The organism is Thauera sp. 2A1, from assembly GCF_009469595.2.
GTDB lineage: Bacteria > Pseudomonadota > Gammaproteobacteria > Burkholderiales > Rhodocyclaceae > Thauera.
Genome location: NZ_SSXV01000007.1, coordinates 185291 through 200550, shown reverse-complemented (window position 1 = coordinate 200550; position 15260 = coordinate 185291). Strand labels below are relative to the sequence as shown.

The window sequence follows — 15260 nt, the reverse complement described above, 5'->3', positions numbered from 1 at the left end:
CTTGCCGGCGTGAAGCCGCCCGCGCCTGCTTCGCCGCGATCACCTGTTGTTCCTCGACAGCCGGCAGGTCATCGAACAGGCTGGCCGGCGATCCGTTATGACCTTCGGTCTCGTTCATGTCTCGGAGCATGCCAGTCCCAGCACAACCTGGCGAGATTGGAGAAAAACTCTCACGCTCTCAGCGCATCGAGCCGAAGAAATCCGCATTGGTCTTGGTCGCCCGCAGCCGGCTGATGAGGAACTCGACCGCCTCGAGGTCGTCCATCCCGTGCAGCAGGCGGCGCAGGATCCAGGTCTTCTGCAGCACGTCCGCCGGCAGCAGCAGCTCCTCGCGGCGGGTGCCCGAGCGATTCACGTTGATCGCCGGATACACCCGCTTTTCCGCCAGTCGGCGGTCGAGGTGCAGCTCCATGTTGCCGGTGCCCTTGAACTCCTCGTAGATCACGTCGTCCATGCGGCTGCCGGTGTCGACCAGCGCGGTGGCGATGATCGTGAGCGAGCCGCCTTCCTCGATGTTGCGGGCCGCGCCGAAGAAGCGCTTGGGCTTCTGCAGCGCGTTCGAGTCCACGCCGCCCGACAGCACCTTGCCGGAAGCGGGCGCCACGGTGTTGTAGGCGCGCGCGAGCCGCGTCAGCGAATCGAGCAGGATCACGACGTCACGCTTGTGCTCGGTCAGGCGCTTGGCCTTGGCGATCACCATCTCGGCGACCTGCACGTGGCGCGAGGCCGGCTCGTCGAAAGTGGAGGCGACGACCTCGCCCTTGATCGAGCGCTGCATCTCGGTCACTTCCTCCGGCCGCTCGTCGATCAGCAGCACGAACAGCACCACCTCCGGGTGGTTGGTCGTGATGGCGTGGGCGATGTGCTGCAGCATCACCGTCTTGCCGCTCTTGGGCGGCGCCACGAGGAGCCCGCGCTGGCCCTTGCCGATCGGCGCGATCATGTCGATCACCCGGCTGGTGAGGTTGTCCTCGCCGGCGGTATCGCGTTCGAGCCGGAAGAGGCTGTCGGGATGCAGCGGCGTGAGGTTCTCGAACAGGATCTTGTTCTTGCACTCCTCGGGCGGGCGGCCGTTGACGCGGTCGATGCGAATCAGCGCGAAGTAGCGTTCCCCGCTCTTGGGGGCCCGAAGCTCGCCCTCGATGGCATCACCGGTGCGCAGGTTCAGGCGGCGCAGGAGCGAGGGCGCCACGTAGATGTCATCGGTGCCCGCCAGGTAGGAGGTGTCGGGCGAGCGCAGGAAGCCGTAGCCATCGGGCAGCAGCTCCAGCGTGCCGTCGCCGTAGATCGGCCGCCCGCCCCGTGCGCGACTGCGCAGCAAGGCGAAGACGAGCTCCTGCTTGTGCAGCCTGTGCGCCCCTTCGATCGCTTCGGCTTCCGCCATCTCGAGGAGCTCCGAGACGTGCAGGGCCTTGAGATCCGACAGATAGAGCGGCGGCGCATCCGGGTCCGTTGCCGTTTCGGCCGAGGCACTCTCCGTCAGAGCGGCGGCCGGATCGAATTCGCCGACCGGCTTGGGCGGCTTGGGTTTCCTCGGTCCGGAACGGCGGCCGCGCGACGGGCCATGGGCGCGGGGTGGGGTGTCGGGCTTCGAGGGGCTTTGGGTCACGGAGTGGCTCTGCCAAAAGAGGGAGGGGAAAGATTTGAAGCGGGGTCGCCTGCGGGCACGGCGAACCGTGGAGAGAGCCGGAACCAGGTGGCGGTCGAACCTCGCGCGCATCGGACAAGCGGCAGGGGGCGTCTTCGGCGCGGTGCGACGATCCATCCTGAATCGCGCGCAGGCCGAGATGCATGAATTCACTGCCGCCGGCCCGGTTCCGACACTTCGTCGGTTACGGCTGCCTCGCCCGTCGCCGAAGCACCCGTGGGCGAGAGCCTGTCATCATCAGGCGAAAGAAACCCTCGCCCTGCCGACAACCGAGCGCAGCGCAATCTGGATCGCGAGCGGGGGAGATGGTACCAGATCGCAATACGGCGCTACACGACGCGCCACCGATCGATCGCGTCGTACTCGCTTGAGCGGTTGAGATCCACGGCAGGGCGGTTTGGCCTTCTTGCAGACGATCAAGAGCCAGATGGTTTCGGCGTTCGCGTTGAAGCCGATGACTCTTGCACCGCCGCGTTTTCCTTGTCCCGCAGGTGTCCAACGGACTTCAAGGCAGCCGCCACTTCCCCGACCGACGGGGCCGCGGCCTCCAGCCCCAGCGCCTGCCAGCCACCTTCCGTGTAACGCACCAGGCGCGCATCGTCGAAGCGCCACAGATGCAGCCAGCCGTTGTCGAGCAACTGGCGCACGACGGCATGTTTCGCGATCACGCGCTCGATCGCCTGGCGCGGCGCATCGATGACGACGGTGAGGCGGAGCGGCTCGTGCATCCAGCGTTCGCCGTCATGCACCGACTGCCGCGCCAGCCCGATGCGCAGGTCGCCGCCATTGCCCTCGAACACGCCGATGTGGCCGCCGACGACGTTGTGCAGCAGCTTGTTGCCGCTGCCCAGGCGTGCGGGGTCGCAGGTCGAGGCGTGGTATTGCCAGTTGATCCAGTGGGTCACCAGCATGGGCGCGGTCATGAGCTGTTCCAGCAGGCTGCCGTCCGCATCCTGTTGGGGGTCGTAGTCGTGCAGGAAGCAGCGTCCGCCGAGCACTGCGCCCCGGCTGCGGCGGCGCGGCGCGATGATGAAGGCGGCGTTGCCGGCCAGCCCCCACTCCGGGCGGGTCTGGGCGCCATCGTTGGCGCGGCGGCGAAGCTGCAGGAGAAGCGCGTCATGCCCGGCGCGCGGATCGATGCCGAGGCGCGGTGCGCGCTCGCGGCGCACCTGGTCGCAGGCGTGGGCGAACACGTCCTGCAGCCGCTCCCAGCGCGCGCGGGCGGCGGGCGGCAGCAGGTCGAGGTCGAAGCCCTCGATCTCGTCGGTGGTGGTGTTGTGCAGGGCGGCGACGAATACCGTCTGCTCCGGGACGGTGATGCCCTCGAGCCGCAAGCCGGCGCGAACGTCCGCTTCATTCAGCAGTTGCGCCAGCAGGCGCGCGTTGACTTCGCCCGTCTGGCCGCAGCAGGCGCCGCAATCCAGTGCGGCGGCGTGGGCATTGTTGTTGGTCTGGCTGCCGTGCCCCACCAGCAACACCAGCGGCGCCAGCTTGCGATCCAGCCCCATGGCATGGAGGACGCGCGCCGCGAGCGCGACCTTGGCATCGGTGTCCAGGCCGCTGAAAGTCGGCCGGCACAGGGCGCGGTAGCGCGCGGGCAGGCCGGCGAGGTCGTCGCGCGTGCGCGCAGCGGCGGACGGCTTGAGCCAGCGCGCGAGCTTGCCGAGGTAGGCGACGCCGGCCGCTTCCACATAGGAAAACGCCGCGCTCGGCCAGCGGCTGGCGGCCTGCCCCTGCTCCGACCAGGCGAAGCGGCGCTGGCGGGCCTGGCCTGCGGCGTCGTTCAATGCCTGCCCGCTTGCGCCGTTTTCGGCCGCAGCCGGCGCGATGCGGTCGGTCACTTCCAGCGCGGGGGCGAGCAGCCCCGGCAGTTGCGGCCTGCGCGCCGTGGTCGCGAGCGGCGTGTAGGCGAGCGGAAGGCCGAAGAAGCCTGCAAAGCCGATCGTCTGGATGGCCGGCCACACCGCCTCGAGCGCACGGCGCATGGGTTCGCTGCGCACGTCGATGCAGAACGCGGCCTGGACCTCGATGCCGGCGTCCGCGCTGCCGGCCTCCGCACTCGCCATTGCCGGCGCAGCAGGCACCTGGCCGAGCTTGCGCGCCAACTCGCGCTGGTAACCCGCTTCGAGCGCCTGCTGCCAGACTTCGTCGATCACGAGCATGTCCTCTGCCTGCCGCAGCCGCTCGGGCACGTGGATCCACTCGGCCAGCAAGGCCGCGAACGCCTTGCGCGTGACGGCGTCGTCCTTGCATTCGAGCAGGATCGCGCCCCACGCCAGGCGAATGGCCAGCAAGTCGCGCAGATGCGCATCCGTGCCGCCCGCCAGCCGTGCTTCCCAGCCCAGCCAGGCGCACCAGGAAGCCCATCCATTGACGGTGAGCAGCACGGCCTCGAGGTATTCCGGCCAGACCGCCTCCGGCAGGCCGAGGCGCTGCAGGACCCAGCGTTCCGCATCCGCCCGTGTCGGCGGCAGCGCGTCGAGCGCGCGGCCGAGGTCGGGCAGGCCCATCAGCACGGCGATGCCGTGGTCGTGCGTGATGGTGTCGCGCCAGAAGGCGTACAGACCCTCTGCCCGCGACGGCTGCCAGTCGGCCTGGTGTTCGTCGAAGTAGGCAGCGCAGGTCTGGCTGACCTGGTGGGTGATCGCCTGCCGCCACGACAGGCGGGCGTGGCGTTGCGGATCGTCATCGAGCACGTCGATCAGCAGCGGCAGCCGCGGCAGGCTCGCCGTCTTGTGCAAGGCCTCGATGCATTGCGTGTCGGCCAGGCCTGCAGCCTGCGCCGCAGGCAGCGTCGCGATCGCATGGGCGAGATCAGCGCGGGTGATGCGGCCGGCGTCCCACGCCTCCTTCAGGTAGTCGCGCGACGGCAACACCCGGATGTCGCCGAGCACCGCCATGCGCGCTGCGACCTGGCGCAGCGGCCGGCCGATGCGACCCCAGTGCGGACTCACCGCAATTGCGCGGTCGAGCGGCCAGGCCGGCGCGATCGCCTGGCAGGCCTGTTCGCAGGCGGCGTCGATGCGTGCCATCAGCCGCTCATCGACTTCGGGCGCCACCGGCCGGGGTTGGCCGGCGAGCTGCGGGTCTCGGGTAAGAATCGTGTCCATGTGGGGCTCCGGGGCTCTGGATTCGGTTCGGGATTTACTTGGCAGCGGCCTGAGGGACGGCACCCATCATCGTGGGGAAGTGCGCGGCCGGCGTGGCCGGGGTCCACCGCGTCGGCCACAGCCGCAATGCGAGGCGGGTGTAGAACTCGTCGACGTAGAAGCCGGCGTAACTCGAGCGCCGCCATGCGGCCAGCGCCTGCGGACGCAGTTGCAGCGTGAGCAGGAAGAGGTACATCGCCGCCATGCCGACCAGGGTGACGATGCCGGCCAGGTCGTCGGGGGCGTCATGCACGCCGAACGGCAGGGCGTGGGCCAGGGATGCCGCCGCCGCGAGGCCGGTGACCATGGCGAGGCCGGCGATCACGCCCGATGCGGCCGTCCGCAGCGTGCCTGCCTGCGGCAGCGCCAGCCACAGCAGCGGCGCCCAGGCCAGCGCCAGCAAGCTGCTCCACCACCAGGGCCAGGATCCGCCCATGACGAACGACTGGACCAGGGCGATGCATGCGAACGCGAGCACTGGCGCGGCGATCAGGCTGGCCGGCGAGAGGCCGGTCAGCGAATTCGCGGCGCTGCCGCGCATCATCTGCAGCTTGCTGTGCTGTACCACCGTCGAGGCCGCGAGGAAGGTGTGCGCCTTGTACAGCGAATGGCCGATCAGGTGCAGCGCGGCCAGGGTGTACAGCCCCAACGCGCATTCGAGGGCCATGAAGCCCATCTGCGCCACGGTGGACCACGCCAGCCGGACCTTGATGCTGACCCGCGTCAGCATCACCTGACCGGCCAGCAGCGCGGTTGCCAGGCCGAAGGCCACGAGCAGCCAGCGCGCCGCACTCGCCGCCTCGAGCAGGGGGGCGAAGCGGATCAGCACGTAGCCACCGAGGTTGACCACGCCGGCGTGCAGCAGCGCGGAAACCGGGGTCGGCGCTTCCATCACCTGGATCAGCCAGCCATGCGCAGGGAACAGTGCGGTGCGCAGGATCACCGCGAGGACGAGGCACAGCGCGCTGAGCTGCAGCGGGACGGTGGCACCCATCTGGGCGAGGTGCTGCCAAAGATCGGAAAGCGTGCCGCTGCCCACTTCCCGCCACGCCAGGGCGGCGGCGACCAGCAGAAAGGCGTCCGCCAGCCGGTCGGCAAGGCGCTTCTTGTGCGCGGCGAGCAGGGCGAACGGGCGATCCGGATAGAAGCACAGCAGGTGCCGCAGGGCCGCGCCTATCATCGCCCAGGCGGCGATCAGCACCAGCCAGTGGTTGGCGAGCAGCAGCAGATGAACCGACGCGAGCACCCCGGCGAACGCGGCGACATAGCGCGCCTGCCCGCGTTCGCCCTGCAGGTAGCGCGACGAGAAGGCGGCGATCACCGTTCCCAGCAACTGCACCAGCGCAGCCATCCAGGCGCCAAGGGTGGTGACGGCCAGCCACGCCGAGTGCGGCGAAGAACCCGTTGCCGGGACGAATGCCGGCCATGCGAGCGTCGCCAGCGTACACAGGAGCGCAGCCCACGACAGCAGGCCGAACCGCTTCCACAGCAGGTCGGGGCCGGAGCGGCCGGCCAGGGAGAACAGCAGGGCGCAGCACATCAGTGCGACCGGCATCAGTGCGCCGGCCAGAGGCAGGAAGGTCGGGAGTGCCATGACGGGACCTTTGAAATTAAGTGCCTTTATGTTGCTTGCCCGGAGACGTTCTGTAAAATTCATTGAATCGAACAATTGGATATCGAAAAAAGAACGATGAACCTCGAGCAGCTCAACTTCCATCACCTGTTCTATTTCTGGCATGTGGCCAGGACGGGCCATATGACGCGCGCCGCGCAGGAGCTGCACACCTCGCAGTCCGCGCTGTCGGCCCAGATCAGGCAGCTCGAGGACCGTCTCGGCGAGGCGCTGTTCGAGCGCGAAGGGCGGCGCCTGGTGATGACCGAAACCGGCCAATTGGTGTTTTCCTATTCGCAGGACATCTTCGGCCTGGGTCAGGAAATGCTCGGCCGGCTGGAAGGGCGCAGTGAAGGCATGGTCCGGGTGCGGGTGGGCAGCGTGGCCACGCTGTCGCGGAACTACCAGGAAAACTGGATCCGCCCGCTGCTGATGGACGCCAACGTGACGCTGACGCTGGAATCCGGCCAGCTCGAGGGCCTGCTGGAGCGCCTGGTGCAGCACAAGCTCGACGTCGTGCTGGCCAACGAGCCGGTGCCAGCCGACCAGGACCGCCCCTTGCTCAGCCGCTTCCTCGGCAGCCAGGCGATCTCGCTGGTCGGCCCTGCGGACATCTGGAAAGGCCGCACGCTGAGGATTCCCGAGGATCTCGACGGCGCGGACATCGCACTGCCCGGGCCGCGCAACGTGCTGCGTCCCCAGTTCGACGCCATCTGCATCACCGCCGGCGTGAAGCCGCGGTTGCGCGCCGAAGTCGACGACATGGCGATGCTGCGCCTGATCGCGCGCGACAGCGGCTGGCTGACGGTGCTGCCGGAGGTCGTGGTGCAGGACGAGCTGCGCACCGGCAGCCTGGTCAGGGTCGGCCAGTCCGTCCAGTTGCAGGAGCGCTTTTACGCCATCACCACGCCGCACCGCCACCGGGTCGAGCGGCTGGAGCGTCTGCTGGCCGGTTCATCCGAAGCGGCCCGCTAGCTGCGCCGTCCGGCTGCCGCGCGCCGCTGACCAGGGACTCGTCCAGGCGCGACGGCTGATGGAGCGGGTTGCAACGCGGGAAGATCAGTACTTACCGTGTCCCCGGGCCTTGCCGACGGCCTTGTCCTTGTCGTGTCCCCGGGCGTTTCCCAGCGGGTCGCGCTGCCCTGACATCCCGTGCTCCAGGCCTTCCGCACTCTTGCGCTCCATCGCGCGATCCATGCCTTTTTCCTGACCCACCAACGGGCTGTTCGCGTTACCCAGCCCCTGCTGGCTCATGTGCTGCTGCGACACCCCGCCGCCGTCCTTTCTGGCGTGAGCGACCGGACCGGCAAGCAGGGCAAGTGTGGCCACACCGATCACCATCATCTGTCTGAGCATTTGAAATCTCCTGGTTGAGGATGAATGACTGCAAGACCAGTTTAGGGAAGCGGGGCGAGGGCGGGGAAGCGTTTGTGTTTCGGTATGTCAGCTCGCGGATGAGTTTCAAATCCGGATTCGAATTGCACGAACCGGCGGCGGTATCGATCGTCGTCATGGGCCCGCAACGCTCCGTCCTTCGCGGTCTGCAGTGACCCAGACAGAGCGGAGGCAGCGCCTGGGCCGGGCGCAGGCGCGCCTCTGCCGCAGCGGAGGGTGTCCGCTACCGCGCCCTTGCCGGTGGCGTGTTGCGCAGGATCTCGTCTATGGTGGTGACGCCGGCGGCGACCTTCAGCGCGCCGCCCAGGCGCAGCGGGCGCATGCCTTCCTTGATGGCCTGCTCGCGCAGTTGGGCGCCGTCCTTGTCGAGGCCGATCATGCGCCGCAGCGTCGGCGTGACGGTGAGCATCTCGTAGATGCCGGTGCGGCCGAGGTAGCCGGTCATGCGGCATTCGAGGCAGCCGACGGGACGGGCCATCTGGCGCGGCATGTTCGATTTCCACGGGCTCACCAGCTCGTTCCAGGCCTGCTCGTCGGCGTCGGTGAGGGTCCGGCAGTGCGGGCACAGCGTGCGTGCCAGGCGCTGGGCGAGCACGCCGAGCAGGGTGGCGCGGATGAGGTAGTCGGGCACGCCGAGGTCGAGCAGGCGGGTGACGGCCGCGGGGGCGTCGTTGGTGTGCAGCGTGGACAGCACCAGGTGGCCGGTGAGCGCGGCCTGCACCGCCATCTCGGCGGTCTCGAGGTCGCGGATCTCGCCGATCATGATGATGTCCGGGTCCTGGCGCAGCAGGGTGCGCACGCCGGTGGCGAAGTCCAGGCCGATGTTGTGCTGCACCTGCATCTGGTTGAGGTGCGGGTAGACGTTCTCGATCGGGTCTTCCACGGTGCACACGTTGACCTCGGGCGTGGCCAGCTCGCGCAGGGTCGAATACAGCGTGGTGGTCTTGCCCGAGCCGGTGGGGCCGGTGACCAGGATGATGCCGTTGGGTTGCTGGATGAGCTCACGCCAGCGCCGGTTCTCGTCGTCGGAAAAGCCGAGTTCGGCGAAATTCTTCAGCAGCAGCTCGGGGTTGAAGATGCGCATCACCAGCTTCTCGCCGAAGGCCGTGGGCATGGTCGACAGGCGCAGCTCGATCTCGTCGCCGCCCGGCGAGCGCGTCTTGATGCGGCCGTCCTGCGGGCGGCGCTTCTCCACCACGTCGAGGCGGCCGAGCAGCTTGATGCGGTTGGTGATCGCCGCCATCAACTGCATCGGCGCCTGGTAGACGAGGTGCATCTGGCCGTCGATGCGGAAGCGCACCAGGCATTCCTCGCGCCGCGGCTCGATGTGGATGTCGCTGGCGCGCTGCTCGAAGGCGTACTGCAGCAGCCAGTCGACGATGTGCACCACCGCCTGGTCGTTGGCGTCGATGTTGCTGCTCTTGCCGAGCTGCACCAGTTGTTCGAAGTTGGTAATGCCCTGCGGCAGGTCCTGCTGGCGCTCCATGGCGTGGCGCACCGAGCGCGCCAGGCTGTAGAACTCGCCCAGGTAGCGGCGCACGTCGGCCGGGTTGGCGAGCACGGTGCGGATGCGCAGGCCGAGCATGCGCTCCATCTCGGTCTGCCATTCGCGGTCGAAAGGCTCGGCGGTGGCTACCGTCACTTCCTGCGTGCTCACCTCCACCGGCAGGATGTGGTAGCGCTGGGCGTAGGCGTGGGTGACCACGCCGCACACGCGGGAAACGTCGATCTTGAGCGGGTCGATGTGCAGGTAGGGCTGGTGCGTCTTCGCCGCCAGCCATTCGGTGAGCGCCTCGGTGCCGAGCACGCGCTTACCGTCCCTGGCGTCGGTCAGCTTGTGGTCGCCGACCCAGATCAGCGGATGCACGTCCGCGTCGCGGGCGGGGCGCGTGGCGAGCAACCTGTCGGCGTCGGCCTGCGCCAGGTGGCCGTCGGCCAGCAGCATCTGCACGACTTCGTCGAGCTGCAGCTTGGCGTTGGCGAGTCGCCTGCGTGTGGTCGGTGCGTCCTGCATGAGCCGGTCTTCCTGCCGCGTGATCTGAAGCCGGATTGTATGCTGCCGCGCTTGCGGCGCATGGAGACACAAGCCCGGGCGAACAGGCTAAGATCGCGCAGGCTTGCGGAAGAGACGCGTTCCCCGGTGGGGCGACCGGTCTTCAAAACCGGGTGGGGCTGTCAGCCGGTCCCAGGTGGGTTCGACTCCCATTCTCTTCCGCCATGCGCCTGTCCGCGCTCGCTGCACTGCATTCGACAGATCATCGAACACCCTTCTAAGACCCGACGAGGAGGTAGCCATCATGCCCAAGCTGCGTATCCGCACCGCCGTCCTTCCCCTCTTGCTGAGCCTGGCGGGCCCGGTGCTCGCACCATCTGCCGCTTTTGCCGCCGATACCGCTGCGCTGAGCATGCACCTGGACGAAAAGCGCGCGCACGCGCTGCTCGAGCGCGCGGTGAAGCATGTGCAGGAGAAGGGTGCGGCTGGCCTGGCGGATTTCAGCCGGCAGGGGTCGTTCGTCGACCGCGAGATCTACGTCTTCGCCGTGTCGCAGGACGGCACGATGCTGGCGAGCGGCGGGTCCTCGGCCGGGCTGATCGGCCACAAGGTCACCGACCAGCTCGATGCGGTGGGCAAGCCCTTCTTCCGCGAGCTGCTGGAGGGCGCGGCGGCCAGGGGCGAGGGCCAGGTCGAGTATCGCTGGCTGAATCCGGTCACCAACAAGGTGGAGCCCAAGAAGACCTTCTATCGCAAGGTGGGAGACACCGTCGTGGCGGTGGGCTTCTATTCGCCGCGCGCGACCCCCGAGCAGGCGCAGGCGATGCTGACGCGCGCGATCGACGCCCTGAAAGCCGATCCGAAGCAGGCGCTGGCCGATTTCCAGACCCTGGGCGGGCGTTTCATGATGGATGACCTCTACGTCTTCGTCATCGATCTGGCGGACGGCCGCTTCCTTGCCCATGGCGCCAATCCGGAACTGGTGGGGCGCGACGGCAAGGAAGTGCGCGACGCCAAGGGCAAGGCGATCACGCTCGACATGATCAACATCGCCCGGCGCAAAGGCGCCGGCGAACTCGATTACGTGTGGCGCAACCCCACAACCGGCAAGCCGGAAAGCAAGCACAGCTACTTCCGCACGGTTGACGGCCGCCTGATCGGTGTGGGCTACTTCACCCGCTGAGCTGCGCCGACCGAAGCGCAGCGGCATTCTCAACTCATTTCAGGAGACTCACATGAGCACAGTCACCCTCGGTGGCAACCCCGTCCCGCTGGCAGGCCGCTTCCCGCAGGCCGGCGATGCCGCGCCCGCCTTCAGCCTGACCGGCGCCGACCTGGCCGACGTCGGCCTCGCCGCGTTCGCCGGCAAGCGCAAGGTCCTCAACATCGTGCCCAGCCTGGACACGCCGACCTGCGCGACCTCCACCCGCAAGTTCAACGCCGAAGCGAGCAAGCTGGCCGATACGGTGGTGCTGGTCGTCTCCGCCGACCTGCCGTTCGCCGCCAAGCGTTTCTGCGAGACCGAAGGCCTGGCCAACGTGCAGACGCTGTCGACCTTCCGCAGCCCGGGTTTCGCCAAGGACTACGGCGTGGCGATCACTGGCGGCCCGCTCGCCGGGCTCACCGCGCGCGGGGTCGTGGTGATCGATGCCGGCGACAAGGTCGTGTATTCGCAACTCGTGCCGGAGATCAAGGACGAGCCGGATTACGCTGCCGCGCTGGCGGCGCTGAAGTAAGCAGGCGTTCCACCGCAGCCGGCTCCGCAGCCGGCGGCGGCAGGGAAGAGTGCCCGCTTCCGAAGGCGTGACGTCCGCATGACGGGGCCGGTCGGTCGAGATGCCGGACCGGCCATCGCGTGCCAGACGTGCTGCTATATTCGAATGGCCACATTGCTGAGCCGATCACGGCATGAGCAGTTCCGACCCTCCCCTCTCCTTCCTGTTGTCGGGTGACCACAAGGGCAAGTATCCCCAGCAGCTTGTCGCCCGGTTTCCGCACGTGGCGCGTCGTCTGGACGAGCTCTGGAACGACCCGGCCGGCGTTGGCGAGTACTTCAGCGAACTCATGGTGTCGAGCCGGCCGAACCGCCAGGGGTTTCCGCCCGAGGTCGCGGCCGAGATCATGAGCCTTTGCCTCGCCTACGACCGCATCGGCCAGATCAAGCCCATGGTGGAGGAGCAGGCGCACGCCGCGACGGCGGCCATCGACCCGTGGGAGACCGAGCGCGCGCAACGCGAGCTGCAGCGCCAGGGCATCGACCTGAGCCTGGCCAATTTCGTGCGGGCGGCCGAGGCGGGTGATACCGAGCTGTGCCGGCTGTTCATTCATGCCGGGCTCGACCTGGACGCGCGCGACAGCCGGCATTGGACGCCATTGCTTGTCGCCGCCTTCAACGGCAATGAAAAGCTGGCGCTCGAACTCATCCGCTATGGCGCCGACATGCACGCCACCGACCTGGACGGTTACACACCGCTGCACTGGTCGGGCTACAACGGCTACCCCAAGGTGGTGAAACTGCTGCTGGTGAAGGGGCTGCCGGCCGACGTCGCGAGCAACGCCGGCATCACGCCCCTCATTCAGGCGGCTGCGCGCGGCCACCGCGACGTGGTCGCCACCCTGCTCGGGCAGGGTGCCAATCCGAACCTCGCGGCGCGCGACGGCTCCACCGCCTTGCTCAAGGCGGTGGCCAATGGCCACCTTGAGGTCATCGACCTGCTGCTGAAGGCCGGCGCCTCGGTCGAGGTGACGATGCAGGACGGCAAGACCCTGCGCGAGATCGCCCGCAATGCCAAGGATCCCGCCATCGCCGCCCGCATCGGCGCCGTGCCGCGGGGCAGCCCTGAGGCGTCAGGCCTGCGGTGGCCAAAGGACAGGCACGGGCCGCGCTGATGCCGGGTGCGCCGCGGCTAGAGCCCCAGGCTCTCCCCGGCGCCGAGCAGCGTCGCCACGCCCAGCACGGCGAAGATCGCTGCCGCCACCGCGTGCACCAGCCTGGTCGGCATGCGATGGGCGATGCGGTCGCCGAGCAGCACCGCCGGCACGTTGGCGAGCATCATGCCCAGCGTGGTGCCGGCGACGACGGACAGCAGCGATTGATACTGCGCCGCCAGCGCCACCGTGGCGACCTGCGTCTTGTCGCCCATCTCGGCCAGGAAGAAGGCGACCAGCGTGGTGCCGAACACGCCCATGTGCGCCAGCTTGGCATCATCTTCGTCGAACTTGTCGGGAATCAGCGTCCAGATCGCCATGGCGATGAAGGACACGCCCAGCACCCAGCGCAGCGTCGTGGGCCCCATCAGCGAAGTGAGCCATGCACCCACGGCGCCGGCGAAGGCATGGTTGGCGATGGTGGCGAGCAGGATGCCGAGCACGATGGGCAGCGGCTTGCGGAACTTCGCCGCGAGGATGAAGGCGAGCAACTGCGTCTTGTCGCCGATTTCGGCGAGCGCAACGATGCTGGTGGAGACGAGGAAGGCTTCCATGAATGATCCCTGGCCGGAGGATAACCAATGACCATGCGCCTCCCCGGCCAATCCGGAAGCGGCATGGTCAAAGGTCTTGCCAGGTCGGAACTGCCAGCGCCATGGCCGGATGGCCAAGTATGTTGACGCTGGCCCCTTCGCCGCGGGCGGAGCCCGATCGGCAAAGGGAGGCTACTCCCCAATGACGGAGCGCATTGTACAAACGCCGGCGGCCGTGGTCCAGCCTGGCCGCCGGCGGTTGCCTCATGCCAGCGTCTGTTCCAGGTGGCGGATCAACTCGCGCAGTTCGCTGGAGGTGTCGTACAGGCGCGCGGCGGACTGGCCGATCGCCTGCACGCTCTGGCTCGTCTGCTCCACCGAACCCGAGATCAGCTCCATGCTGGAGGCCACCTCGTTGGAGGCGAGCGACTGCTGGCGCAGCATCTCGGTGATTTCCATCGCGCAGGTCGTCGCCTCGTGGCTGGCATTCCAGATGCCGCGCAGCGCGTCGCTGCTGGAGGCGATCTCGGCGGTGGAGCGTGCCACCTCGCCGGCGGTGGTGTTCATCGTCGCCACCGCCGTCTGCGCCAGCGGCACGATCTCGTCGACCGCGCCGCCGATGTCCTCGGTGCTCGAGCGCGTGCGCTCGGCGAGCTTGCGCACTTCGTCGGCGACCACCGCAAAGCCGCGCCCCTGCTCCCCGGCGCGCGCCGCTTCGATCGCCGCATTGAGGGCGAGCAGGTTGGTCTGCTGGGCGATCTCGTCGATTCCCTTGGAGAAGCTGCGGATCAGCTCCACCGTGGCGTTCACCTGCTCGATGTTCGACTGTGCCTTGTTGACGACGTCGATGAGCTGCTGGCTGTGGCCGATGCCCGCCTCGGTGGTGCGCAGCGCCTCGCTGGCGCTGGCTTCCGTGAGCCTCGCGGCCTCGATGCTGCGTTCGGTGTTGTCCGATACCTGGGCGATGGCGGCGCTCATTTCCTGCATGGCCGAAGCCACCCGCATGACGTTCTCGGTCTGCGAGTGGGTGGCCGAGACCAGCGTCTGCATCGCGTCGTCCAGCTCCTGCGAGCGTTCCTCGACCTCGCGCGTGCTGAGCAGCACGTCGGAGAACATCGCCCGCATGTGGATGCGCATCGACTCGAGCGCGATCGACAACGCGCGCAGCGGGCCGGAAACGGGCTCGATGCGCTTCGCCAGCTTGCCTTCGTCCAACTGCAGGATGGTCTTGTGCAACTGCTCGATGCGCGCGGCGCCGCTGTGATCGACATGCCATGCGGCGGCGAGGAGCGCGACGCCGGCAAGCGCCGCCAGCGCCGCGCGCGGTAGGCCGTCAGACAACAGCGCTGCCGCGCCCAGCGCCAGGATCAGGGCTGCGCACAGCCAGATCGCCATGCGCGGGCCCACGCTCGACGACGCGGCAGGTGTGTACGGAAAGCGCGCGGACTTGTTGCGCACCTGACCATAGAGTGCTTCGGCGGCCTTCACTTCGTTGCGGTCGGGCACGTTGCGCACCGACTGGTAACCCACGCAGCGGCCATCGCTGGCGATGGGCGTGACGAAGGCTTCCACCCAGTAGTGGTCGCCGTTCTTGGCGCGGTTCTTGACCAGGCCGCGCCACGGCTGGCCGCGCTTGACCGTGTTCCACAGATCCTCGAAGGCCTCCGGCGGCATGTCCGGATGGCGCACGATGTTGTGGCTTGCGCCGATCAGTTCGTCGCGCGAGAAGCCGCTGATGTTGATGAAGGATTCGTTGGCATAGGTGATGCATCCCTTGAGATCCGTCTTGGTGACGATGGGTCTTCCGGGCTGCAGGAACACTTCTCTCTGGGTGACGGGCAGGTTGTTCTTCACGTTGTCGCTTCCGGCGGAGTCGCCGGTCCGGTTCGCCGATCAGGTGCAGCGAGGCCAGGCCGGGCGACGCGATTCAGGCGCGGCAGGCCTCACGCACTGCCGCATCCGGAGTGGTTACGGCATCCGACGCCCCAACTTGAGCGTTGAT

11 protein-coding genes, 1 tRNA gene and 1 riboswitch are annotated in these 15260 nt (G+C 68.1%); of the genes, 5 read left to right on the top strand and 7 right to left on the bottom strand.

The genetic code is table 11. The annotated features are described in order from the left end of the window. Positions 1-178 precede the first annotated feature (178 nt). From rho to GH664_RS09205, 3 genes are all read right to left on the bottom strand, one after another. Positions 179-1483 (bottom strand): transcription termination factor Rho, encoded by a 1305-nt coding sequence (rho, locus tag GH664_RS09215; RefSeq protein WP_368857352.1) that lies wholly within the window; start codon positions 1481-1483, stop codon positions 179-181. Positions 1484-2064: 581 nt separating this feature from the next. Further along, the gene (locus GH664_RS09210; RefSeq protein WP_153167835.1) at positions 2065-4758 is read right to left on the bottom strand and encodes a YbcC family protein; all 2694 of its coding nucleotides are present in this window, start codon (positions 4756-4758) and stop codon (positions 2065-2067) included. 34 nt (positions 4759-4792) lie between these two features. After that, a complete protein-coding gene (locus tag GH664_RS09205; RefSeq protein ID WP_153167834.1) occupies positions 4793-6391 on the bottom strand; it encodes an NADH-quinone oxidoreductase subunit L in 1599 nt (532 codons plus the stop codon). Between the two features lie 96 nt (positions 6392-6487). On the opposite strand from GH664_RS09205, the gene GH664_RS09200 reads away from it, so the two are divergent. Beyond that, entirely contained in the window at positions 6488-7384 is an 897-nt protein-coding gene (locus GH664_RS09200) for a LysR family transcriptional regulator (RefSeq protein WP_153167833.1), read from the top strand. An 84-nt stretch (positions 7385-7468) separates the two neighbouring features. Here the strand turns inward: GH664_RS09200 and GH664_RS09195 are convergent, their stop codons facing one another. Both GH664_RS09195 and GH664_RS09190 read right to left on the bottom strand, forming a co-directional pair. Then, positions 7469-7765, bottom strand: coding sequence for a hypothetical protein (locus tag GH664_RS09195; RefSeq protein WP_153167832.1), 297 nt, complete (start codon positions 7763-7765; stop codon positions 7469-7471). Positions 7766-8027: 262 nt separating this feature from the next. Next, positions 8028-9818 (bottom strand): GspE/PulE family protein, encoded by a 1791-nt coding sequence (locus tag GH664_RS09190; protein ID WP_153167831.1) that lies wholly within the window; start codon positions 9816-9818, stop codon positions 8028-8030. Between the two features lie 107 nt (positions 9819-9925). Here GH664_RS09190 and GH664_RS09185 point away from each other — a divergent pair. The 4 genes from GH664_RS09185 to GH664_RS09170 all read left to right on the top strand — a co-directional run bounded on the left by GH664_RS09185 (position 9926) and on the right by GH664_RS09170 (position 12686). Beyond that, positions 9926-10022, top strand: a tRNA-Sec gene (locus tag GH664_RS09185). A 79-nt stretch (positions 10023-10101) separates the two neighbouring features. Next, positions 10102-10980, top strand: a complete 879-nt coding sequence (locus GH664_RS09180; RefSeq protein ID WP_153167830.1) for a cache domain-containing protein — start codon at positions 10102-10104, stop codon at positions 10978-10980. A gap of 52 nt (positions 10981-11032) precedes the next feature. Continuing rightward, positions 11033-11533: a thiol peroxidase gene (gene tpx, locus GH664_RS09175; protein WP_153167829.1), complete on the top strand. Its 501-nt coding sequence runs from the start codon at positions 11033-11035 to the stop codon at positions 11531-11533. Between the two features lie 172 nt (positions 11534-11705). Further along, positions 11706-12686, top strand: a complete 981-nt coding sequence (locus GH664_RS09170; protein WP_153167828.1) for an ankyrin repeat domain-containing protein — start codon at positions 11706-11708, stop codon at positions 12684-12686. A gap of 17 nt (positions 12687-12703) precedes the next feature. Here the strand turns inward: GH664_RS09170 and GH664_RS09165 are convergent, their stop codons facing one another. Both GH664_RS09165 and GH664_RS09160 read right to left on the bottom strand, forming a co-directional pair. Beyond that, positions 12704-13279, bottom strand: coding sequence for a TMEM165/GDT1 family protein (locus tag GH664_RS09165; RefSeq protein ID WP_153167827.1), 576 nt, complete (start codon positions 13277-13279; stop codon positions 12704-12706). A 4-nt stretch (positions 13280-13283) separates the two neighbouring features. Further along, a riboswitch (yybP-ykoY riboswitch) is annotated at positions 13284-13471 on the bottom strand. 51 nt (positions 13472-13522) lie between these two features. Beyond that, a complete protein-coding gene (locus GH664_RS09160) occupies positions 13523-15112 on the bottom strand; it encodes a PAS domain-containing methyl-accepting chemotaxis protein (RefSeq protein ID WP_153167826.1) in 1590 nt (529 codons plus the stop codon). Positions 15113-15260 lie beyond the last annotated feature (148 nt).

Coding starts and splice junctions, on each gene's coding strand:
- GH664_RS09210 (WP_153167835.1), bottom strand. CDS start 4,758: ATGGACACGATTCTTACCCGAGACCCGCAGCTCGCCGGCCAACCCCGG.
- GH664_RS09205 (WP_153167834.1), bottom strand. CDS start 6,391: ATGGCACTCCCGACCTTCCTGCCTCTGGCCGGCGCACTGATGCCGGTC.
- GH664_RS09200 (WP_153167833.1), top strand. CDS start 6,488: ATGAACCTCGAGCAGCTCAACTTCCATCACCTGTTCTATTTCTGGCAT.
- GH664_RS09195 (WP_153167832.1), bottom strand. CDS start 7,765: ATGCTCAGACAGATGATGGTGATCGGTGTGGCCACACTTGCCCTGCTT.
- GH664_RS09190 (WP_153167831.1), bottom strand. CDS start 9,818: ATGCAGGACGCACCGACCACACGCAGGCGACTCGCCAACGCCAAGCTG.
- GH664_RS09180 (WP_153167830.1), top strand. CDS start 10,102: ATGCCCAAGCTGCGTATCCGCACCGCCGTCCTTCCCCTCTTGCTGAGC.
- tpx (WP_153167829.1), top strand. CDS start 11,033: ATGAGCACAGTCACCCTCGGTGGCAACCCCGTCCCGCTGGCAGGCCGC.
- GH664_RS09170 (WP_153167828.1), top strand. CDS start 11,706: ATGAGCAGTTCCGACCCTCCCCTCTCCTTCCTGTTGTCGGGTGACCAC.
- GH664_RS09165 (WP_153167827.1), bottom strand. CDS start 13,279: ATGGAAGCCTTCCTCGTCTCCACCAGCATCGTTGCGCTCGCCGAAATC.